The sequence below is a fragment of the Nocardia exalbida NBRC 100660 genome, assembly GCF_000308575.1.
Taxonomy (GTDB): domain Bacteria; phylum Actinomycetota; class Actinomycetes; order Mycobacteriales; family Mycobacteriaceae; genus Nocardia; species Nocardia exalbida.
Genome location: NZ_BAFZ01000099.1, coordinates 71,527 through 93,725, shown reverse-complemented (window position 1 = coordinate 93,725; position 22,199 = coordinate 71,527). Strand labels below are relative to the sequence as shown.

Sequence of the window (22,199 nt, the reverse complement as noted above, 5' to 3'; positions counted from 1 at the left end):
CTTGATTACCCGTGCATGATCGCTCACACAGGTTCGGCGGTTCGGTGAACAGGCTGATGCACTGCCTCGGTGGCGGACTTCCCGAACGATCGGCACGATCGCGGCAGAGTCTGCGAGTGACGGTCTGCCCTCGCAGCGGTCGCCGGACGCTCACCCCTCGTGGTCGAGCAGCCACCGTTTCACCGGTAATCCCCAGCGGAAGCCGCCGAGTGCGCCGCCGATGCGCAGGATGCGGTGGCAGGGCACGAAGAGGGCGGCGGCGTTGCGGGCGCACGCGTTGGCCGCGGCGCGCGTGGCGTCGGGGCGGCCGGCGCGGGCGGCGAATTCGGTGTAGGTCAGTGGGCTGCCCGCCGGGACGGCGCGGAGTATCTCCCAAGCGTGGACGAGGAACTCCCCGGACTGCTGACGTACCGGAATCCGATCGATCGCGGTGACATCACCCTCGTGGTAGGCGGTGACGGCTCCGGTCACCTCGCCCAGCGAATCGCGCTGCCGTAACAGGCCGGGACGCAGGGTGGGGTGGATCAGGCCGCGCAGGTTCTCCGCGTCGGATGTCCAGCCGGAGGCCAGGACCGCGCCGTCGGAGTCGACGAGCGTGGTGAACGGGCCGAGCGGGGTTTGCGTGACGGCGAAATCCGCTGTCGCGGTGGTGGAGCCGCCGGCCTCGGCGCGGACGGAGATGCTGGTGGTCATGATTCGACACTGCCTTTCGTGGTGGCGAGCGCGGGAACATCGAAAGGGGTGGCGCGGCTGGTCAGCGCCGCTTTCCACAGGTGCATGGACAAATACGACCGCCACGGCGCCCAGCGCGCGGTGTCCGTCAGATCGACGCCGAGCAGGGTCGCGCCGCGGCGGACGACCAGGTCGGTCCCGAGCAGGACGTCCGGATCGGCGAGCAAGCGCATGATCACGTAGTCGGCCGTCCACGGTCCGACGCCGTCCAGCGCGAGCAGGTCGCGGCGCAGGTCGGCGGCGGTACGTCCCTGGTGCAGCGGCAGTTCGCCGGAAGCGAGTGCCTCGGCGGCTGCGATGATGGAACGGATGCGCCGCGCCGGTCCGGTCAAGACCTCTGCGCCACGCTCGGCGATGACTTCGGGTGCCGGGAACAGCAGCGGAATCGGCCCGTCCACCCGTTCACCGAGCGCTTCGACCAGCCGCGCGGTGTGCGTGGCCGCGGCCGATACCGAGATCTGCTGCCCGATCATGGTGCGCAGCAAGAGTTCGGCTCCGTCCACGCACCCGGGCACACGAATACCCGGCGTTAATGACGGGCGCGCCGCGTCGAGCGGCTCCGCCTCGGTCAGCGCCTCGCTTTCCGGTGGTCCCGACCCCGCGTCCGGCAGGTACTCGGCGGCCTGCTCGGGCAGTTGTCCGGAGGAGGGTATGCGCGCCGCGGGACCGACACCGAGCGCGTCATCGATCCCGATCGGGTCGGCGTCCAGATCCAGCAGGTGCCGGAGCCTGGCCACCGTCGGCGCGAGATCGCGCATATCGTGCAGGGACAATTCCGCGCGCACGTGGTCGCGCTGGAAGCTCAGCCGCGCGGTGGCGTGCCCGTGTGGCGTGCGCAGGTTCCTGGTGTAGGCGCGGTTCTCCCACAATTCCATGCCCGGTACGACATGGGCGGACAGGAACCATTCCAGCCAGGCCCGGTCGAGCGGTTCCCGGTAGGGCAGCCGCAGGGTGAGCGATCCGCTGCCGGCCTGTGCCGGGCGCGCGGGGGCGCTGCTCTTCGCGCGCTGCGCCTCGAGCCGCATGGTGGTGGGGCTCACCGCGAACACCTCGCGCACCGTGTCGTTGAACTGGCGGATGGAGGCGAAGCCCGCCGCGAACGCGATATCGGACATGGGCATGGCGGTGGTCTGGATCAGCAGCCGCGCGGTGTGTGCCCGGTGCGCCCGTGCCAGTGCCAGCGGCCCCGCGCCCAGTTCCGTGGTCAGCACCCGGGTGAGCTGCCGCTGGGAGTAGCCGAGGGTGGCGGCCAGCCCGGGCACCCCGGCGCGCTCGACCACGCCGTCACCGATCAGCCGCATCGCCCGTGCGGCCAGATCCGCCCGCGTGTTCCACAGCGGCGATCCGGGCGCGGCGTCCGGCAGGCAGCGGCGGCAGGCGCGGTAGCCCGCCTGCTGCGCCGCCGCGGCGGTCGGCAGGAACGACACGTTGGCCCGCTTCGGCGTGATCGCCGGACACGAAGGGCGGCAATAGATTCCGGTGGTGCGTACCGCGGTGAAGAATTGCCCGTCGAATCGAGAGTCCCGGGTCGACACCGCCCGGTAGCAACGTTCGAAATCCAATGCCGTGATCGTCACGCCCACCACAATGGCAGCTGCGGCGGACCCGTGCTAGCGGGAATCGGCCACCACCGCTGGTGGTTGTCCCCACCTCGCACAATGGTCATGACATCGCACAGCCGTCGCCTGGTTCGCGGTTGTGGTGGCTACCAAACGAGGGTGCGGCAGCGCGCGCTGAAATTCTGCCGGTCAGCAGCAGCGATTGGCCGGATTGCGATCCGCCTCGGCATGCCGCTGCCGCCAGTACTCCCGCTCGGTCGGAATGGCGCATCCCGGGTGCCTGCGCCGCAGGTGCTCGACGTAGCGCTGGTAATCCTGCCCGCCCAGGATCGAGTCGAACCACCAGACGGCCGCCCGAACGCCGTCGCGGCAGGCGCGGGCCGCGGCACGCAGCCGGGTGCCGACCGGTCGCCCGGACCGGTCGGCACCCCGGATGGCCGAGTCGCTCATTGCGCGTGGACGTGTGCCGCGCCGGGAGCGCGCACCTTTCCGGTCGCGATCAACTCGTCCCATTGCTTCTGCACTTCCTTCTCCGCCGCGGTGGCGATGAAACCGCTGGGCGCGAAGATCTTCGACGGTTCCTCCGGCGTCTCGGTGGTGTTCGTCTCGCCGGAGCGCCAGGCGCGGTAGGCGACCAACCCGCCGACCACCGCGACGATCAGCACCAGCACCGCGAACACGATCGACAACGTGCCCTGGATGAAGGTGTTGCGCACGATCGCGGTCATATCGTCCTGCGTCTTCGCCGTCAGGCACAACTTCCCGGCGTCCTGCGCGGCCTGGCAGATGCTGTGCTGCTTCCAGTAGCCGAGCTTCGGGTCGGCGGAGAAGATCTTCTGCCACGATGCCGTCATGGTCACCAGCAGGTCCCAGACCAGCGGAATACCGGGCACCCAGGCCCATTTCGCGAGGCCCTTCTTCACCACGATCACCAGCACCACGGTCAACGCGATGGCCGCGAGCAACTGGTTGGCGATGCCGAACAGCGGGAACAGCGTGTTGATGCCGCCCAGTGGGTCGGTGACGCCCATCAGCAGGATCGAACCCCATGCCGCGACCACGATGGCGGAGCACAGCCACGCGCCCACCCGCCAGGACGGATCACGGAACTTCTTCGCCGCCCCGCCGAAGTTGCCCAGCGCGTCCGAGAGCATGAACCGCGCCACCCGGGTGCCCGCGTCGATCGTGGTGAGGATGAACAGCGCCTCGAACATGATCGCGAAGTGGTACCAGAACGACTTCATGCTCGCGCCGCCGAGGAACTGGTGGAACACCTCCGAGATGCCGACCGCCAGCGTCGGCGCGCCGCCCGTGCGAGAGATGATCGACGATTCGCCGACGTCGCTCGCCGCCTGGCTCAGCTCCGCCGGAGTGACCGCGGGACCGCTGAGCCCGAGGCTGTTGGTGTAGGCCGCGGCCTTCTCCGCGGTGCCGCCGGTGAGGCCGAGCGGCGCGTTCATCGCGAAGTACAGGTGCTGGTCGATGATCGAGGCGGTGATGATGGCCATGACCGCGACGAACGACTCCATCAGCATGCCGCCGTACCCGATCATCCGGGCGTGCGATTCCTTCTCCAGCAGTTTCGGCGTGGTGCCGGAGGAGACCAGTGCGTGGAATCCGCTCAGCGCGCCGCAGGCGATGGTGATGAACAGGAACGGGAACAGCGAGCCCGCGAAGGCAGGACCGGTGCCGGTGGACGCGAACGACGAGACCGCGGGCGCGTGCAGCACCGGCAGCGTGACGAGGATGCCCACCGCGAGCAGCCCGATAGTGCCGACCTTCATGAACGTCGACAGGTAGTCGCGCGGCGCGAGCAGCAGCCACACCGGCAGCACCGAGGCGACGAAGCCGTAGGCGATCAGCAGCCACGAGATGGTCACCGGCGAGAGTGTGAACCAGTCGGCGCCCCAGTCGGTTTCCGACACCCAGCCGCCGCTCACGATGGCCAGCAGCAGCAGCGCGAATCCGATCACGGAGACCTCGCCGACCTTGCCCGGCCGCAGGAACCGCAGGTACACGCCCATGAACAGCGCGATCGGAATCGTCATGCCGATCGAGAAGACGCCCCACGGGCTGTGCGCGAGCGCGTTGACGACCACCAGCGCGAGCACCGCCAGGAGGATCATCATGATCACCAGCACGCCGACGATGGCCGACCAGCCGCCGATCACCCCCAGCTCATCCCTGGCCATCTGCCCGAGGCTGCGCCCGCGCCGCTTCATCGAGACCCACAGCACCAGGTAGTCCTGCACCGCGCCGGCCAGTACCACGCCGACCACGATCCAGATGGTCCCCGGCAGGTAGCCCATCTGCGCGGCCAGCACCGGCCCGACCAGCGGACCCGCGCCCGCGATGGCGGCGAAATGGTGCCCGTAGAGCACCCGCCGGTCCATCGGCATGTAGTCCTTGCCGTTCTCCAGGATCTCGGCGGGCGTGGCCAGGTCGTCACGCGGTTCGACGATCTTGCGTTCGATGAACCTGGCGTAGAACCGATACGCGAGCACGTAGGTGGACACCGCCGCGATCACGATCCACACCGCGTTCACCGATTCGCCCCGCGAGATGGCGAGTACCGCCCAGGCTATGGCGCCGAGTACGGCGATCCCGCCGAAGATCAATTTCTTGGCCGGTGTGATCGGGGACTTGTCGACCACGCCGACGGGCGGCAGATCGGGATCGGTCCGCAGATATTCGATTGTCGCCATCTGCCTTCTTCTCTCCTGTAAAACGCGCAGGATCTTGCTGAAACACGTGACAACGTATCCGATCGATGATCGCCGTCGTGCCGATTCCGGACGCCGGGCGGGCACCGTGAAATATTGTTCATGTGTCGGCCGTCACCAGGTGATTGCCGCACGTATGCTGCCATGCGGTTCGAGAAGCTCCACATCCGCCCTGGAGGAGGGCTGTGTTGCGTACGAATCCCGTCGCCCGGGTGCGTCGCCGGACGCTGCTCGGGTCGGCGCTGGCCGCGCCGCTGCTGGCCGGCGGCTGCGGTTCCGATGACGACGCGCTGACCTTCTTCTTCCAGGCCAGGCCGGAAGAGGCGCGGGTGCGGCTGAAGATCATCGACGAGTTCCGGAAATCGCACCCGGGCATCCGGATTCGCACCATCGTGTCGGGGCCGGATCCGTTGCAGCAAATGCTCACCTACTGCGCGGGCGGTAAGTGCCCGGACGTGCTGATGGCCTGGGAGCTGCTCTATTCCGGGCTGGCCGAGCGCGGCGTCCTGCTGGATCTGAACACGCTGCTGGATCGCGACCCCCGCTACGCAGCCGAGCTGAAAGCCGACAGCTACCCGGCGCTGTATGACACCTTCGCTTACGCGGGCGGACAGTACGCCCTGCCCGAACAGTGGTCCGGCGTGTTCCTGTACTACAACCGGACCCTGTTCGACGAGGCCGGGATCACCCCGCCCGCACGCTGGCGGGACGCCTGGACGTTCGACGAGTTCCTGGCCGCGGCCACCGCGTTGACCACGCGCGACTCGTCCGGACGGACCCGGTGGGGTTTCGCCGACGCCTGGGTGCCGTACTTCTCGGCGGCCTGCTTCGGCATGAACAACGGCGCCGAATGGTTCTCGCCCTCGGTGAACCCGACCAGGACCAACCTCGGCGATCCGCGCTTCGCCGAAGGCTTCCAGTTCTACGCCGATCTCGCCGTACGCCACCGCGTGGCCCCGAAAGCCGCCGACACGCTCTCGGTTTCGGCGCCCGACCTGTTCCGGCGGGGCCGCGCGGCGATGGCGTTGGGCGGGCACTGGCTGTACTCCGAATTCGCCGGGCACGACGATCTCGCGATCGACGTCACGGTGCTGCCGGTCGGCCCGCACGGCGGTCCCGGCGCCATCACCGACGTCGGCAGTACCGGCCTGGCCATCGCCGCGGACAGTCCGCGCGTCGAACAGGCCTGGGAGTTCGTGAAGTTCGCGACCGGGCCGGTAGGACAGGCGATCATCGCCGCGTCCGGGCTGTTCGTTCCGGTGCTGAAATCGGCCATGAGTTCACCGGGTTTCGCCGCCGCGCACCGCGAGATCCGCAATCTCGAGGTGTTCACCGACGGCCCGGCCAGCTCCCGTCCTCTGCCGGTGACGCCCGCGTGGGGCAAGGTGTCCGCCCTGCTCGAACGCGGCTCCAACCGGGTACTGCGCGGCGCCGCCACCGCGGCGTCCTTGGACGGGCGTTTCGCCTCCGACGTCGACGCGCTGCTGGACACGCCGTGACCGGCGCGCGAAGGTCGCAAACATCGGGCAAAAGGGGTGTGGTCTCCCGGTTGGCGCGGCGTCGAGAACGGGCCGGGTGGGCATTCGTCGCGCCCAACGTGGCGGCCGTCGCGATTTTTTTGTTGTTCCCGTTGGGATTTTCGCTCTATCTGAGTTTTCATTCGTGGGACTTGTTCAGCCCCATGCGCTTTGTCGGTGTGGACAACTACCGGCGGCTGTTCGGTTCGGACCCGTTGTTTCTCATCGCATTGCGCAACACGGCGGTTTTCACCGTATCGACCTTGGTGCCGACGGTGGGCATCGGACTGGCCGTCGCCGCCGCACTGAATCGAAAGCTGGCCGGTATCGCCCTGTTTCGCACCGTCGCGTTTCTGCCGTTGGTCGCCTCGGCGGTCGCCATGGCCGTGGTGTGGCGGTTCCTGTTCACCGACGACGGGCTGCTGAATTCGGCGCTGGGCGGGCTCGGCATCGGCGCGGTGCCGTGGCTGACCGACCCCGATTGGGCGCTGGTCTCGCTCAGCATCGTCACCGTGTGGAAGAGCGTGCCGTTCGCGACGGTCATCCTGCTCGCCGCCATGCAGGGCGTGCCGGAGACGCTCTACGAGGCAGCGAAGATCGACGGAGCCGGTGCGCCGCGGCGGTTCTTCGCGATCACGCTGCCGCTGATCCGAGGGCCGTTGTCGTTCGTCTTCATCATCACGATCATCAATTCGGTGCAGGCATTCGACCAGGCCTACGCGCTGACCGGCGGGAACGGGGGACCGGAGACGGGTACATACCTGTTGGGGATCATGCTGTTCCAGCACGCGTTCGGCTTCTACGAGGTCGGTTACGCCTCCGCGCTCGCCTGGGTGATCTTCGCGATGCTGTTCCTGCTGACCCTGGTGCAGCTGCGGCTGGCCCGGCGTTCGGAGGTGGAACAGTGAACACCTACGAGGTGGTGCGGCGCGCACTGCCGGTCCGGCGCGACCGCGCGAGCGCCGCGTTCGGCCGGGTCGACCGGGCGATCGTGCGCCGGCTGCTGCGCGGGACCGTGATCTACGCGGTGCTGGTGGGCATCGCGTGGTGCGCGCTGCTGCCGATCCTGTGGGCGGTGTCGGGCTCGCTGAAGCGGGACGGTGAGATCGCCGACGCGGCCTTCCTTCCGCAGCGGCCGCAGTGGTCGAACTACGGGAAGGTCTTCGAACTGCTGCCGATGGGGCGGATGCTGCTCAACACCACGGTCTACGCGCTGTGTGTCACGGCGGGGCAGGTCTTCTTCTGCTCGCTGGCCGGTTACGCGTTCGCGCGCCTCCGTTTTCGCGGGCGGGACATGCTGTTCCTCGCCTACCTCGCGACGCTGATGGTGCCGCTGACCGTGACGGTGATCCCGCAGTTCCTGCTGATGCGGGCCTTCGGCTGGGTGGACACCCCGTGGGCGATGATCGTTCCCGGCCTGTTCGGCAGCGCGTTCGGCACCTATCTGATGCGGCAGTTCTTCCGCACGCTGCCCGACGAACTGGAGGAGGCCGCCATCCTCGACGGCTGCAACACCTGGCAGGTCTACTGGCGGGTCCTGTTGCCGCACACCCGTCCGGCCCTGATGGTGCTCGCCGTGCTCACCTGGATCACCGTGTGGAACGACTTCCTCTGGCCGCTGGTCATGATCCAGCGCGAGGACGTCGCCACCGCGACACTGGGTCTGGTCCGGCTGCAAGGCCAGTACCACACCCAGTGGCCGATCCTGATGGCCGCCGCGATCGTCATCCTGGTTCCGCTGCTGGTGATCTACGCGATCGCCCAGCGCGCGTTCATCCGCGGCATCGCGATGTCGGGGCTCGGCGGGCGTTGAGCAGGACCTCGCCCGCCAACGGGGGAGCTGCCGCGGGGCCTCGGCAAGGCCCCGCGGTCGGGTAGCGGACCGGCGTCGTCGGCCGCGCCGATCAAGCGCCCCAATACGTGCCGAAACTCCAGAGGTTGCCCTCCGGGTCGCGGACCGTGAAGCCGCGCGAGCCGTAGTCCTCGTCGCGCAGGTCGCGGACCACTTCGGCGCCCGCGGCGGTCGCGCGGGCGAACAAGGCGTCGGGCTCCTCGCAGACCAGATAGACAGAGTCGGTGCCGGTCGGGCGGGTGCCGAACGGGCTGTCGTCCTTGCCTGCCGAGCCGAACATGACGCCGCCGCCCAGCGGCCAGCGCAGTTCCGCGTGCTCCACGATCGACGGGTCACCCTCGCGGGTGTAGAGCGCGGCTTCCCGGAAGCCGAACGCCTCGATGAGGAAGGTGGCCATGGCGCGGGCATCGCGGAAGGTCAGCGTGGGCCAGACGGCGGTGCGGGTGCTGGTTTCTGTCGGATTCGTCATGGCTTCATCCTCATCCGGCGGACTCGTCGGCGGCTTGGACGGATGGAACCTCCTCGGCGAGCCAGACGGTCGGGCTCGTCCCCGCGAGGTCGGCGAAATCGCGGTCCAGATGGGCCTGGTCGTAATAGCCGCACGCGGCGGCCACCTGGGCAATGGTGATGTAGGAGGGCGTGTGCGCGAGCATGCGGCGGGCTCGTTCGAAACGCGTGATCCGGGCCGCGAGCTTCGGGCTCAGACCGAACTCGCGATTGAACCGGCGCGTCAGATGCTGCCTGCTCCACCCGATCTCCTCGGCCAGCGGGCCGACCTCGATCGCGCCGCCGGAACCGACCACGGCGCGCCAAGCCCAGGTGAGTTCCGGACGCACCGCGCGGTCGGGATCGGCGAGCGCGCAGAGCACCCGATCGCAGACGGCGAAACGTTCGGGCCAGCTCGGCACGCATTGCAACCGTTCCCACAGCTCCAGGCCGACGGGACCGACGACGTCGGAGAATTCGACCGACGTGTCCCACAGCGCCGCCGCGGGCATGCCGAACAAGGTGCGGCAACCGAGTGGCGTGAGCGCCACGGCGACGCCCTCCTGGTGACCGTCGTGCGCGATCAGCGCCGTGCTCGCCTGTAGGCCGCTCAGCACGCAGCGGTAGTTCCGCGGAGACTGTCGCGGATCGGTCTGCTCGACGACGTCGATCGTCGGGCCGATAGCGACGATGAAAGTCATGTGCCGCGAAGGCAATCCACGATGGGTCGCCGCCGCGAACCCGGACATGCGATACCCGATATAGCGGTCGATGAACGCGGCGAGCACGGGCGCCGGACGCGCCGTCACCACCTCCGTGGTCGGCTCCATACGGGACACGCTACGCCCGGGGACCGACATGTGGCCCGATCGGTTTGCGACGTCGACGTGCGCGCGGATCGCCGTTTCGGCGGTGGCCGTGTCGAGCAGGCAGGTGGCACGTCGACGCGGATGCGATGGGAGCCTTCTGCCGCATGGTCGGTGAGCTGTGGCACGCGGACGATCGCAGCGCGGGATGGTCGGGCAGCGAATGCGGACCACCGCCGTGACCGGGTGTCCTGCCAGTGCTTGATCCCCGGTGTCGGGCAGCTCTCCACCGGTTCCGGGCGCTGGTGAGATGTACCACTACAGCGTGTAGTGGACTGTGATCACCCGTTGCGATCCGGCTACCGTTACGCCTTCTAACGATTTCTGGAGGTGTGATGCGGCGGGTGCAGTACGAGCGCAGCGGTGGTCCCGAGGTGCTCGAGCTCGTCTCGGCCGAGGTGCCGACGCCCGGACCAGGGGAACTGCTGGTCCGTGTCGAGGCGGTCGGGGTGACCCTGCCGGTGGTGCGGAAGGTGCGTGAGCAGCGCGAACCTATCGCGTTGGGCGGCGAGGTCGCGGGCGAGGTGGTCGCGGTCGGCGAGGGCGTCGAGCGGTACGCGCCCGGCTACCGCGTGACCGGCCTCGTGTTCGGGCACGGTTACGCGGACTACGCGGTGCTGTCGGCGGCCATGGCGTCGCCGATTCCCGACGGAGCGTCGGCGGTGGACGCGGTGGCGCTGGTGCGCAGCGGCTTGGTGGCGCTGGGTGCGCTCCATGCCGCGTCTGCGCAGGAAGGCGAGTCCGCCTTGATCACCGCCGCCGCGAGCGGCGTCGGCCATCTCGCCGTCCAGCTCGCACGGGTGCGCGGCGCGGCGCGGGTGGTAGGCGCGGTGTCGGATCTCGCGAAGGCCGATTTCGTCCAGCAGCTCGGAGCCGACGACGTGGTCGAGTACGGCCGGCAGACCTGGGGACCTCCCGCCGATTACGTGCTCGACGCGGTCGGCGGCGACCTCTTGACCCCCGCGCTCGCGGCCCTGGCCCCCGGCGGCCGCCTGGTCGCCTACAGCTCCGGCGGCGGCGTCATCCAGGCATACGACCTGCTCGTCGGCGCGAAATCCGTCATCGGCTTCCAAATGGCCCGCATCGCGCAGAAACAGCCCGACCTGTACGAGCACTGGCGCCAAGAGCTGTGGCAGTACTTCGCCTCCGGTCAACTACGCCCCGCCGTGCACGCCGAATTCCCCCTCGAGGAAGCGGCCGCCGCCCACGCTGCCGTCGAGCATCGCGCCAACCTCGGCAAAGTCGTCCTCATCCCCTGACGCGGGCGGGCTCCGCGAGCGGCACATGGCCGCGGCAAAGGTCGAGAAGACCTCTCCACCATGTGCCGCTCATGGGGGAGGGTAGACTCTGCTCCTCGTGAGTCTCACCCTCGGAATTGTCGGCCTGCCGAACGTCGGGAAGTCGACGCTGTTCAACGCGTTGACCAAGAACGACGTGCTCGCCGCGAACTACCCCTTCGCGACGATCGAGCCGAACGTCGGCGTGGTTCCGCTGCCCGATCCGAGGCTGAACAAGCTGGCGGAGATCTTCTCGTCCGAGCGGATCGTGCCTGCCACCGTGTCGTTCGTCGACATCGCGGGCATCGTGAAGGGCGCCTCGGAGGGCGCGGGCCTGGGCAACAAGTTCCTCGCCAACATTCGCGAGGCCGACGCCATCTGCCAGGTGGTGCGGGTATTCGCCGACGACGACGTGGTGCACGTCGACGGCCGCGTCGACCCGAGCGCCGACATCGAGGTGATCGAGACCGAACTCATCCTCGCCGACCTGCAGACCCTGGAGAAGGCGGTCGTGCGGTTGGAGAAGGAAGCCAAGGTCAAGAAGGACCGCAAGCCGGTCGCCGATGCCGCCAAGGCCGCGCAGGAGATCCTCGACAGCGGCACCACCCTGTTCGCCGCAGCGGACAAGGTGGACACCGAGCTGCTGAAAGAACTCTCGCTGCTCACCACCAAGCCCTTCCTCTACGTCTTCAACGCCGACGAGTCGGTGCTCACCGACGAGGCGAAGGTAGCGGAGCTGAAAGCCTCCGTCGCCCCGGCCGACGCGGTCTTCCTCGATGCCAAGGTGGAAGCCGAACTGCTGGAACTCGACGAGGAATCCGCCCTCGAACTCCTCGAATCCATCGGCCAGACCGAACCCGGCCTGCACGCCCTGGCCCGCGCGGGCTTCCACACCCTCGGCCTCCAGACCTACCTGACCGCGGGCCCGAAAGAAGCCCGCGCCTGGACCATCCACCAAGGCGACACCGCCCCCAAGGCCGCAGGCGTCATCCACACCGACTTCGAACGCGGCTTCATCAAAGCAGAAGTCGTCGCCTACAACGACCTGGTCGAAGCGGGTTCCATGGCCGCAGCCAAAGCGGCGGGCAGGGTGCGCATGGAAGGCAAGGACTACGTCATGGCGGACGGCGACGTGGTCGAGTTCCGCTTTAACGTGTAGGGGGTGTGTCGGCGGTTGGTCGAAGCGTACGCCACACAAAGAGTGCCCCAGCGGCATAATCTGCTAGGGACCAGAGGCCGATCTGGGGCACTGGAGCCAGTGTAACGCGACGGTCAATCGTGATCGGGGGAGAGCATGCCGGACCTGACTGCGTGGGTCACGCGACGTCGGTTCGACGAGTACTTGGTGGCGGCGAACCACGACCCGGATGCTGCGCGCGATCTGTACGAGTGGAACGTCGCCATCTCCGCGGCGTTCTTCGAGCTGATTTCCCATGTCGAGGTTGCTCTGCGTAACGCGATCGACGCAGTCCTTCAGCGTCTTGAAGTACTGGAGTCGGCTCGCGTGGACCTCTCCCAAGGGTGGTGGTTCGCTAATCCGGCATTCCTGACCGACCATGACCTGGAATTCCACCGAACGGCACGCCGACACCTCGGTGCCAGGGCGGACGGAGCCACTCGCGACAAAGTTCTTTCCTCTATGACGTTCGGCCTCTGGCTCAGTGTCTTCGGGCCGAAGTACGAGCAGTTGTTTCGTAAGCATCTTGTCCACGCGTTTCCGAACAGGCAGAAGGTTGAGTTCAGGCGCGACACTGTGCACAGGAACGTCCTCGCGCTCAAGAATCTGCGCAATCGCATTGCCCACCACCAAGCAATCTTCGATCTCCCTCTCGAGGAGCGATTCGAGCAAGCGATGGATCTACTCCGCTGGATCGACGCCGATCTGGAGCGGTGGGTCACGGGGCTGTGCCGGGTGCCGGATCTGCTGAATGAGCGCCCAGAGGCGGCTGAATCGATCGCCGTTATCGTGCCTGCGCGCAAAGCCTGGCCACTCTATGAGCAGCACAGTGCCTACGTTTGTCAACCGGGCAGATTTTTTCGACAGATCAGCCACATCGGGTTCTACGCGGATGCCGCGCTGCAGCGCGAGATACCAAAGGTGCTAGAGCGTATCGACCCTGTCGTTTGGACACCCGAGGAGATCGGCCGAAGAATGGGCTCGGGCAAGGAAGACGACAGGCGCATCGCCGAAATCATCAAGGGCGCGCGGGCTCTCGGTTGGGCGGAAGACGAATACCAACTCTTCCTCCTCACCCGCCCTGATGCCGAGGGGTTGAGCAGAGGGCACGTGACGTTGCCCGGGGAGCTTCGCCGCCAGAGCAGCGGACGAGGTAGTGCGTGGGTGCAACGACAGCGCTACGTGGCTGTTGCGGCACTGCAGTCGGCGCGGACCCTGGGTGACCTCGACCAGCAGTAGTTGGAAGGTGCTACCTGTGGCGGCGCTGAACCTGAACTCTCTCTGGTCGAACTCCTGCGGACGACACCAAACTTTATGTTCACAGCGCTCGGTCACCGATGCACTTGGGTGAGCTTTCGGGACAGATGCATCGGGCCGTATGACCCAGTTTTGGTGGGTTGCGATCGGTGGCCGCCTTGGCCGCAGCATTCACCGGGGGCTTCCGATCGCTGTGTTCTGTGCCTGCGAAGTTCGGGTTGACGACCCGTGTGTCGGTCAGAGAAGTCGACGCCTCGACGAGCTCTTGCACCAGAGGGAGGGGCCATTCAGACGTTGGTCGACGGCGGAATGTGACCCCCTTGACATCCAATCCTGCACGTCGAACACCCTGTTCACGACTCGACTCACATTCTGAAGCCGAATGACCTCAGCGCACGACTCGCCGCTACAACTGCCGATGTCCAACGCCCTAGTGGCGCGTTCCGAATGCGCCTCGGGCACTAGCGGCTCAGAGCCCGAGTATCTGACCAACCCTATTGGTCAGATCCTCCCCGGACACGGTGTCGACGTCGGTGACGGAAAGTTCGAGGCGGGCGCTCTCCGTGCGGAGACGGTTGGTGAACAACCGATCACGTTCGAGCAGGTTTCGTGCAGCACGCTCCGGATCACGGGTCTTGCCCGGGATCTCCCAGCCGCGCTTATCGAACGCTGCCCGGCGGAACGCGGGTGAGGGAAGCAACCACACGCCGTGGCTGCGCTCGGTGAGCAGTGGAGCGACCAGATGCGGCAACAGTCGGAAGCCCTCGGCGATGACACCGGTTTCGGAGGATGAACACAACAGGTCGTCGATGATGAAATGGAATCCTTCGCCCCGGTACCAGTGGAAGGTGTCGAGCATCGTCTCCGGCGACCGGTTCACCCAGCGTTCATCCATACTCATCGCCGCGAATCTGCTCAGCCAAGGTGAGTTCTCCCGTGTGCTGCGCGCAGCGTGGTCGCGCATGGCGTCGTCGGTCGAGTACACGCGCAAGCCGTGCCGGGCGGCGAGATCGCCCGCGATTGTCGATTTGCCGGCACCGCTGCCCCCACCGATCCAATAGATATGGCGCAGTCGTGCGCGCAGCGCGGCTGCGGTACGAGGCTGCTCGTGATCGTCGGCACCCATTCGACCAAGCTATCCATCGACGCCGACTGCGCCCAGGACATCCCTTTCCGCCGAGTTCAAGGGGCGATTGCGGGAGTGTGGACAAAATCCCGGCTACACCGATGACTTTCGAGTGAATCTGTCGTCAATTCGGTTGGGATACCGACAGACAGGAGTCAGGGATGACGAGACCGTTTCGATCGGGCATGGCCTCGGTGCGGGCGAACGGTGTGGATCTGGGCATCGAGAGCTTCGGCCGCGCGGACAATCCGCTGGTCCTGCTGGTCGGCGGCACAACGATGTTGTCCTGGCCCGACGCGCTGTGCGAGCGGCTCGCGTCGGGCGGACGGCGCGTGGTTCGCTACGACCTGCGCGACTCCGGCGCGTCGACGACTCTCGACCCGGAGAATCCGGCGTACGACCTGCGGGATCTCGCCGCCGATGCGGCCGCGCTGGTCGAGGTGCTCCGTGCCGGGACCGCCCATCTCGGTGGCGTCGGCGTCGGCGGGATGGTCGCTCAGGTCGCCGCGCTGGACCACCCGGATATGTTCTCCGCACTGACCCTCGTCGGCACCCGGCCGGTGGCGCCGGGTCCAGTCGACGAGGACCTGCCCGACCACGACCCTGCGGTCATGGCCGCGCTGTTCTCCCACCCGCTGCCGGACTGGACCGACCGAGACGCTGTCGCGGCGTTCGCCGCCGAGGGGGCCGCGCCGATGGGCAACGATCGGGAGGAAGCGCGGGCGACGGCGGCCCGAATCTGGGACCGGACACCGTCGAGCGATCCCGCGGTGCACCAGGCGAATCAGCTCGGGATGGTGTTCTCCCGGATCGATTGCGCGCCACGCTGGCGGGGCCGGCTCGGTGAACTCGACGTGCCCACGCTCGTGGTGCACGGTCGCGCCGACCCGTTCTTCCCGGTCGGCAACGGCGAGGTCCTCGCCGCCGAGGTCCCCGGGGCGCGACTGCTCGTCCTCGACGACATGGGTACCGCTCTGCGACACACCGCGGCCGACCAGGTCGCTGCCGCCATGCTCGCCCTGTAACCGCCGGTCGGGAGGCATCCTGAGTCGACGGGGTCCGTCACGCGGGCTGAGCGAGCATAGAGGCCTGACCGCCCAGCAGGCGGCGGATCTCCTCGTCCGGATACGGGGTGCTCCGGCTCTCCTGCTGGAACGCACGCATGAACGCGGACATCGCCGCGGCGATCGGCGCGTGCCGGGTGAGGAGCGCGGCGATTTTCTCACCGATGCCCTCCGGCGGCTTGCCCTCGGCGAGGACGCGCACCATCGCGGCGCGCGCCTCCCGGTCCTCCCGCCGGAGCCCGTACAGGGCAGTGAGCAGCCAGTTCACCAGGTAGGTGGCGGTGTAGCCGCGGTCGTAGCTCTGGTTCTGGTCGAAGAACGCGGCCTCCTCCGGCGAGAGGTCGAACCCGCAGGAGAGCGCGAGGCCGTAGTCGCCGAAGTAGAGGCGTTGACCGTCGGTCAGGATGTTCTCGAAGTGCGTGTCGAGGTGCAGCAGCCCACGGCTGTTCATGAACGCGGTGCCGGAGGCCAGTTCCCGCTCCACCATGGCGCAGGCCCGGTCGGCGGCACCGTCGCCCGCCTCGATTCGGGCGTTGAGCCACTCGTGCAAGCTCTGCGGGATGTACTCCAGGAACAGCGCGATGCTCGCCGAAGAGTCGCGCAGGGCCTCGATCCGGTGGCGTACCTGCGGTCGGCCGTCCCAGTAGGCGACGGCGCGATCGATGTCGGCGAGTTCGGCCGGCAGCGGCGTCGTGTCCGGCAGCACTCGCCAGTGGTACATCAGCGGGAAGCCCTCGTGTTCGGCGGCGAGCACCCAGTTCGTCGTCATGGTGTGCACGGCCAGCTCGCGCCAGGCCCCGAAGCCCGGCCCGCCGATGAGGCCGACGCCGTACTGGCAGAACTGCGGCACGTCGAACAGGTTCGCCGTGGACCGGACGTGCTCCGGCTGCCGTTCCAGATCGGTGAGGGGCACTCGCTTCACGAAGACCGAGGTTCCGGCGATCTCCAGCAGCGCCGACGTCCCGCCGATCCCGACGCCGACCGGCGTGGCCGCGTCCACCAGTTCACGCAACGCGTGATCGCTGTGCAGCGCCAGGGCCGTGGAGACGGCGCTGTGGGCGTGCAGACGCGCCGGGTGCGACATGTCGCGGGTTGTCGCCGCGTCGCGGGATATCGCCGCGTCAGGTGAACAGGGCGTCACTGCGTCAGGGGAGTTCGCTGCGGCCTTCACGTGGTTGCCGACCTCGATTCAGCCATGGCCCCGCGGTCGTGCCGGCGGCCTGCGGAGCGGGCAGGAGGTCGGTTCGGGGCCGCACCCGACGGCGGTCCCGGCTTGTCCCCCCGGAACCGCACTCTACGTCACGACCTCCACGCGACGACTCCACGTAGTGGGCGCGCAACCGCTTCGATCCGAGTTGGCCAGCAGAGCCCCGGCTCGGTGTGGCCAGTAGATCTCGGAAGCCGAACCTCTACCAACTCCACGGCGGCGCCGGGTTCGTAGCCACCGACGCTGCCCCCGATCGAGACCGAGGATCGGCTCTACGGATGCGGCAGGCCCCCGTGGACTGGTGAGCACCAGCGGTGCCGAGCCCTTCCGCAGGAAGCCGAAGTCCTCGTAGTACTCGATGTGCTGATGGCCGCCGTCCGTCATGGAGCCCACGCTGCGGAGGTCCTCCGCCAGGAGCGCTCGGCTCTCCCGATCCGGCCTCGCGGTGCGCAGTCATCGACTTGCGCTGCGGAGTGTGTCCGTCACAAGGTGGCGATCAGCCACACCTTGGGTCCCTGGAGTGGGGCGCCGCTCCGGACGACGATTCACATATGAGTGGCATGAAATCGACCGCCGAGGCGTGGCGGGAGAAGTTCCGAGCCCGCCGTACCAGGCTCATCTCGGCTTATGGAGTGCTTCTCGCGGGACTGGGCGCGGCTGCCGTAGTGATCGTCATTCCCCGACTTGCGTATGCGAGGTCCGGCATGGACGTCTCGACCATGCTGATCTGGCTGGCAATTCCGGTCTTCATCGTCGCCGTTGCGGCGGAGTTCGCGTATCTCGCGCGTCGCGGCAAGCCGTACGACTACCGTGACTCGGCTACCTCCATCGTCGCCGGCCTGGGGTACCAACTCCTCAACATTCCATGGGCGCTGGCGGAACTCGCGATCTTCGCGTCTGTTTCCTCGCTGGTGCCGTGGCACCTCGAGGGTTGGGTTGCGTGGGCCGTCGCACTTATCGGGGTCGACTTCGCCTACTACTGGTTTCACCGCGCGCATCACGAGATCCGGGCGTTTTGGTCCGTCCACGTCGTGCACCACTCGAGCGAGAGCTTCAACCTCACCACGGCACTACGTACGCCTTGGCTGGTTGTCACGTCCCTGCCGTTCCTTGTGCCGCTGGCACTGTCGGGAATCGATGGCAGGATCATCGCCGCCTCCTACGCGATCAACCTGCTGTACCAGTTCGGCATCCACACCGAGGTCATCGACAAACTCTGGACGCCGATCGAATTCGTGTTGAACACGCCGAGCCACCACCGCGTGCACCACGGCTCCAACACCGAATATCTCGACCGCAACTACGGCGGCGTGCTCATCATCTGGGACCGCATCTTCGGCTCCTTCGAGCCGGAGGGCGAGCGGGCGATCTACGGCCTCACCAAGAACGTCAACACCTACAACATCGCAAAGATCAACGCCAGCGAGATAGTCGCGATGTGGCAGGACGTCAAGAACACGGCGAAATTCTCGGACAAGCTCGGCTTCCTGTTCCGGGGTCCCGGCTGGCAGCCACAGCCGACCCAAGCGACCGGCTCAGCCGGCGTGCCCGGCGTCGCCACGCCTTGAACTGCTGAAATAAGCCTCGAGAAGGCGCTACTTGTTCTTCGACGGTGACGCTACTCCGCTGCGGAACTCGGCCGAGTTCCGCTTCAACGTCTGATCCGCCTCTGTGAGAAAGTAGGGCAGCGCCTGCATCGCTGCTGGTAGCGACTTCATCGAGCCCCCAACCGGGGTCCGGGTGGGGGCTCGGTCGTCTCTCCGGTGCTGCGCTCCGGCCGGTTCTGTCGGTGCGGTACGTGGCGGTTCGGTGTGTTGGCGGATGGAGCGGCCGACTGGATCGGTATGGGTGCTCGTCACCGTGGGGTGAGGGGCCGGACGCTGTGTCAGTGACCGTGTCAGGTCGGCATCAGTGCGCTGTCAGCCGCACCGGACAAAGTATGCCCATCGAACAAAACAGACCCGGACCGACGCCGGATCCGGGTCAGTGTCACAACAGATTCCGAAGGAGCACACCATGTCCGCCACCCTCACCCTGACCGACCAGGACAAGGCCACTGTCCGTTCTGCCGCCTACGGCGCGGTCTCCTTGCTCGCCGCCGCCTCCGACAGGCCCCACAAGGCCGCCACCGCGGGCTCTATCGCGTTGACGTCGGCGACCGGGCGGGTCGGGCATGTGCTGAACGCGAAGTCCAAGGACATCCACCTGACCGGCAAGACCGTCGCCGAACTCGCCGACCAGGTGCTGCCGGCTCTGGCCGCCGCGGTGGCTCTGCTCGACCAGCAGGATCGCGCCGAGGCCGACAACTTCCGAACCACCGTGCTGGTCGCCCTCGAAGCCGCTGCGGCAACGAGCCGCAGCGGTCAGCCCGGCCCTGTCGTCAACGAGATGACCCGCAAGGTGGCCGCGGCTCTGCACGCCGCGTGAAAGGTGTGGCCACACGCTGCCGTTCGCCGAGTGAATCCCTGAGATTGCGTTGGTGTTCGGGAATACCGCGCCGGCCGGTTCGGTCAGCGCGGTATGGCAGCCGTTCCCACATCCGGGGACATTCGATAATCGACGTGTCGAGGTGTGTCGGCGTTGTCTGTCTGGATGAGAGCGAGGTGCCGATGAGCCCCAACGGCACCAAGCGGCTGGGTGATCTGCACGAGCTTCCCGCCTGCGCACCGGCAGGTTTGAAAGCTCTGTTCACGGTGGCCGAGGGCATGATTCAAACCCAGGTCGAGCTGCTGGGCTCGGGTACGCCGTCCAAGGCTCCTGATCTGCGTCAGCTGCTGCGCGATGAGGGAATCGTCAAACCCGAGGATCAGTCGACGATGATCGACAAATACAGCGATCACAAAGACGAGGTGCAGAAGGTCACCTCGGGCATCCACCGGAAGGACGACGGCATCGTCGTGAAAACCGCTGGGGTCGGCGATGTCGTGACGAAGGCCTACGGTGCCATCGATACCTCGGTCGGGGAACTCAACGCGAAGATCGATGCTTCTCACAACGCCGTACGGACGGTGACCGACAAAAACGGCAAGCCGGTGACGGACGAGAACGGCAACGTGCAGAAGGAACTGCCGAGAGACATAGTCAACGGTCTGTTCGAGGGTGTCTGGGATACGTTGAACACGACATACACTCAGGTCAGGTCCGTTTCGGACAAGGCAGCTGCCGAGGCGCTGAATATTCGCGGCGACGAGCCGAGTTTCACCCCCACCAACGCCAACACCAACACCAACAGCGGCGGCGCTCAGCCGGTGTCGTACCCCACCTCCGGGTACAACGGAAGCACCCCGTGGACCCCCAGCTCCGGTTCGATGGGCACCGCGATCATTCCCAGTGGAGAGAAGCCCACCGCGATGGCGATCATGCGCTACCTCATCGAGGAACACGGCTTCACTCCCGCGCAGGCAGCGGGAATCGTCGCCAACGCCAAGTTCGAGTCGGGGTTCAACGTCGGGGCCACGGGCGACAGCGGATCGGCCCACGGCCTGTTCCAGTGGCGATTCGGGCGCCACGCGGGCTTGCAGGAGTTCGCCAACCGGCCGGGCGAGAACATCGGTGACTGGAGAACCCATATCGATTACATGGTTCAGGAATTGCGCGGCGGAAGCTCCTACCAGAAGGCCGAAAACCTCATCGACTCGAACAGGGGCGACCCCCGTGCGGTGGCGGAGGCCTTCGACCGGTACTACGAGAAAAGCTCCGGATCCACGATCAACAGCCGACGCGAATACGCGGCTGGGCTGCTGACGGAGTGGAACAACGCTCAGGCGGCCAACGCCGTCTGAGGCAGGCAGGGCGTGACCCGCATTGCGGTTCCGGCCGAGCCGAGACTCTTCACGATGCCGTCGAGAACGTCGAGATGTGCGCGTGCCGAGGCCGCAGATTGATCGGGAGGCCGTCGTCGGGTGTCGGGCCGGTGCCCCAGGTGAGCGGCACCTGGTAGTCGACGGGGACGCTCCACTCGTACCGCAGCAGCATCCGGTGCATGATCGACTTCACGGTCATGCCCCCGAAATGCAGGCCGATGCACTTGTGCGCGCCGCCGCCGAACGGCGACCAGGCATATCGATGAATCCGGTCCTCGCGGCGGTGCTCGGCGAAGCGCTCCGGATCGAACTCGTCCGGGCGGGGCCACCACCGGGCCAATCGCATGGAGGGGTACGCGCCGATGATGATGTCGGTGCCGGCCGGAACGTAGCGACCCAGGATTTCGGTGTCCGCGATCGCCTGACGCATCAACACACCCGCGGGCGCGTACATCCGCAGTGTTTCCTTGAATGCCAGGTCCAGCGAAGGCAGCCGCTCCAAGTCGTCGTAGTCGAGATGCTCCTTGCCCAGCGCGATCGCTTCCGCGCGCAGCCGCTCCTGCCAGTGCGGATTCTTACCGAGCAGGTAGGTGAGCATGGACAGCGTGACGGCGCTGGTGTCGTGTGCCGCCATCAAAACGAAGATCATGTGGTTGACGACGTCGTCGTCGGTGAAGGTCTCCCCGGTGTCGCTCGTGGCGTGGCACAGCACGCTGAACAAGTCGGAGCCGTCGCCGGCGCGTTTGGCGGGCAGTTGGGCGCGGAAGTACTGCTCGAGCAGCGCTCGGCCGTGCAGTCCGCGCGACCAGGTGCCGCCGGGTACCGATGCCCGGATCAACGCCTGCCCGCCGACCACGGTGTGCTCGAAGGCGTGCTCCAGCCGCTTGGCCTCCGGCCCGAGCTTCGCACCCACGAAGACCTCGGTCGCGAGGTTGAGCAACATCTGTTTCACGTTGTCGTACAACAGGAATCCCGGCTCCGGGCGCCAGGACCCGAGTTCCCGCTCGATGCCCGGCCGCATCAGGTCGAGGTAGCTGATCAGCCGCGTCCTGGTGAAGGCCTGTTGCATGATGCGCCTGTGGTGCAGGTGCTCATCGAAGTCCAGCAGCATGATGCCGCGCCGGAAGAACGGCCCGATCCAGTACTCCCACCCCTTCTCGCTGGAGAAGACCTTGTCCTTGTTGCTCCAAACGACTTCCAGCGCTGCCGGGCCGAGTACGTTGACCGCTCGGCGGCCGAAGAGGTTCGTCCACGACACTTCGCCGTACTTCTCGAAGGCGTTGCGTCCCCACGCGATCGGATCGCTGTAGACGCGTAGCGAGTGTCCGATCAACGGCGCTCCCGAATCTCCCAGCACCGGGAGCAGGTTGCTTCCCGCCGGCGGTTCGGCGAGCGCGGTCGTCCGGGCGGGATAGCGATCCGCCAAGTCGGCGGCGTACTCCTGGAGCCTGCGGCGAATTCCGGCGTGCATGTGGCGTCCTTTCGCGGCGCTGCGAAGGTTCGAAGCGATCCGGCTCGCCACAAATTGGTGACGTTCCGTCACCAATTGACGC

At 67.1% G+C, this 22,199-nt stretch carries 20 protein-coding genes; 10 read left to right on the top strand and 10 right to left on the bottom strand.

The genetic code is table 11. The annotated features are described in order from the left end of the window. Positions 1-150 precede the first annotated feature (150 nt). The 4 genes from ON29_RS23645 to ON29_RS23630 all read right to left on the bottom strand — a co-directional run bounded on the left by ON29_RS23645 (position 151) and on the right by ON29_RS23630 (position 4,996). Positions 151-693: a methylated-DNA--[protein]-cysteine S-methyltransferase gene (locus ON29_RS23645; RefSeq protein ID WP_040869565.1), complete on the bottom strand. Its 543-nt coding sequence runs from the start codon at positions 691-693 to the stop codon at positions 151-153. After that, complete coding sequence (locus ON29_RS23640) at positions 690-2,309, bottom strand: DNA-3-methyladenine glycosylase 2 family protein (RefSeq protein WP_373283908.1); 1,620 nt, start codon at positions 2,307-2,309, stop codon at positions 690-692. Before ON29_RS23640 ends, ON29_RS23645 begins: the two co-directional genes overlap by 4 nt. A gap of 171 nt (positions 2,310-2,480) precedes the next feature. Next, positions 2,481-2,684 (bottom strand): YbdD/YjiX family protein, encoded by a 204-nt coding sequence (locus ON29_RS23635; protein ID WP_040869724.1) that lies wholly within the window; start codon positions 2,682-2,684, stop codon positions 2,481-2,483. A gap of 53 nt (positions 2,685-2,737) precedes the next feature. Then, positions 2,738-4,996: a carbon starvation CstA family protein gene (locus ON29_RS23630; protein WP_040869563.1), complete on the bottom strand. Its 2,259-nt coding sequence runs from the start codon at positions 4,994-4,996 to the stop codon at positions 2,738-2,740. 206 nt (positions 4,997-5,202) lie between these two features. Here ON29_RS23630 and ON29_RS23625 point away from each other — a divergent pair, with 206 nt between their 5' ends. Genes ON29_RS23625 through ON29_RS23615 form a run of 3 tightly spaced genes read left to right on the top strand, consistent with a single transcriptional unit; the run spans position 5,203 to position 8,344 of the window. Further along, positions 5,203-6,513 (top strand): ABC transporter substrate-binding protein, encoded by a 1,311-nt coding sequence (locus ON29_RS23625; RefSeq protein ID WP_051175539.1) that lies wholly within the window; start codon positions 5,203-5,205, stop codon positions 6,511-6,513. Between the two features lie 50 nt (positions 6,514-6,563). After that, complete coding sequence (locus ON29_RS23620; protein ID WP_040869720.1) at positions 6,564-7,439, top strand: carbohydrate ABC transporter permease; 876 nt, start codon at positions 6,564-6,566, stop codon at positions 7,437-7,439. A 26-nt stretch (positions 7,440-7,465) separates the two neighbouring features. Further along, on the top strand, positions 7,466-8,344 hold the full coding sequence (locus ON29_RS23615) for a carbohydrate ABC transporter permease (protein WP_217999280.1): 879 nt from the start codon (positions 7,466-7,468) through the stop codon (positions 8,342-8,344). Positions 8,345-8,435: 91 nt separating this feature from the next. On the opposite strand, the gene ON29_RS23610 is transcribed toward ON29_RS23615, so the two are convergent. After that, the gene (locus ON29_RS23610) at positions 8,436-8,852 is read right to left on the bottom strand and encodes a VOC family protein (RefSeq protein ID WP_040869561.1); all 417 of its coding nucleotides are present in this window, start codon (positions 8,850-8,852) and stop codon (positions 8,436-8,438) included. Between the two features lie 10 nt (positions 8,853-8,862). Continuing rightward, on the bottom strand, positions 8,863-9,699 hold the full coding sequence (locus tag ON29_RS23605) for an AraC family transcriptional regulator (RefSeq protein WP_040869560.1): 837 nt from the start codon (positions 9,697-9,699) through the stop codon (positions 8,863-8,865). A gap of 371 nt (positions 9,700-10,070) precedes the next feature. Between ON29_RS23605 and ON29_RS23600 the strand changes: the two genes are divergently transcribed. From ON29_RS23600 to ON29_RS23590, 3 genes are all read left to right on the top strand, one after another. Then, positions 10,071-10,994: a quinone oxidoreductase family protein gene (locus ON29_RS23600; RefSeq protein WP_040869559.1), complete on the top strand. Its 924-nt coding sequence runs from the start codon at positions 10,071-10,073 to the stop codon at positions 10,992-10,994. Positions 10,995-11,091: 97 nt separating this feature from the next. Beyond that, positions 11,092-12,171: a redox-regulated ATPase YchF gene (ychF, locus tag ON29_RS23595; RefSeq protein WP_040869557.1), complete on the top strand. Its 1,080-nt coding sequence runs from the start codon at positions 11,092-11,094 to the stop codon at positions 12,169-12,171. A gap of 135 nt (positions 12,172-12,306) precedes the next feature. Then, positions 12,307-13,428 carry an Abi family protein gene (locus tag ON29_RS23590; protein ID WP_051175523.1) on the top strand — a complete coding sequence of 374 codons (1,122 nt, stop codon included), beginning with the start codon at positions 12,307-12,309 and terminating at the stop codon, positions 13,426-13,428. A 487-nt stretch (positions 13,429-13,915) separates the two neighbouring features. Here the strand turns inward: ON29_RS23590 and ON29_RS23585 are convergent, their stop codons facing one another. Beyond that, positions 13,916-14,572, bottom strand: a complete 657-nt coding sequence (locus ON29_RS23585; protein ID WP_051175522.1) for an AAA family ATPase — start codon at positions 14,570-14,572, stop codon at positions 13,916-13,918. 161 nt (positions 14,573-14,733) lie between these two features. Here ON29_RS23585 and ON29_RS23580 point away from each other — a divergent pair, with 161 nt between their 5' ends. Then, the gene (locus tag ON29_RS23580) at positions 14,734-15,597 is read left to right on the top strand and encodes an alpha/beta fold hydrolase (RefSeq protein ID WP_245549080.1); all 864 of its coding nucleotides are present in this window, start codon (positions 14,734-14,736) and stop codon (positions 15,595-15,597) included. A gap of 37 nt (positions 15,598-15,634) precedes the next feature. Here ON29_RS23580 and ON29_RS23575 read toward each other — a convergent pair whose 3' ends face one another. Both ON29_RS23575 and ON29_RS37965 read right to left on the bottom strand, forming a co-directional pair. Next, on the bottom strand, positions 15,635-16,720 hold the full coding sequence (locus ON29_RS23575) for a protein kinase family protein (RefSeq protein ID WP_040869553.1): 1,086 nt from the start codon (positions 16,718-16,720) through the stop codon (positions 15,635-15,637). A 210-nt stretch (positions 16,721-16,930) separates the two neighbouring features. After that, positions 16,931-17,296: an Imm32 family immunity protein gene (locus ON29_RS37965; protein WP_444543623.1), complete on the bottom strand. Its 366-nt coding sequence runs from the start codon at positions 17,294-17,296 to the stop codon at positions 16,931-16,933. 98 nt (positions 17,297-17,394) lie between these two features. On the opposite strand from ON29_RS37965, the gene ON29_RS23570 reads away from it, so the two are divergent. From ON29_RS23570 to ON29_RS23560, 3 genes are all read left to right on the top strand, one after another. Beyond that, positions 17,395-18,411, top strand: coding sequence for a sterol desaturase family protein (locus tag ON29_RS23570; RefSeq protein WP_245549079.1), 1,017 nt, complete (start codon positions 17,395-17,397; stop codon positions 18,409-18,411). Positions 18,412-18,859: 448 nt separating this feature from the next. Continuing rightward, the gene (locus ON29_RS23565) at positions 18,860-19,270 is read left to right on the top strand and encodes a hypothetical protein (RefSeq protein ID WP_040869712.1); all 411 of its coding nucleotides are present in this window, start codon (positions 18,860-18,862) and stop codon (positions 19,268-19,270) included. Positions 19,271-19,452: 182 nt separating this feature from the next. Beyond that, on the top strand, positions 19,453-20,625 hold the full coding sequence (locus tag ON29_RS23560) for a phage tail tip lysozyme (RefSeq protein WP_040869551.1): 1,173 nt from the start codon (positions 19,453-19,455) through the stop codon (positions 20,623-20,625). Between the two features lie 49 nt (positions 20,626-20,674). Here the strand turns inward: ON29_RS23560 and ON29_RS23555 are convergent, their stop codons facing one another. Further along, complete coding sequence (locus tag ON29_RS23555; RefSeq protein ID WP_051175521.1) at positions 20,675-22,117, bottom strand: cytochrome P450; 1,443 nt, start codon at positions 22,115-22,117, stop codon at positions 20,675-20,677. Between the last annotated feature and the right edge of the window lie 82 nt (positions 22,118-22,199).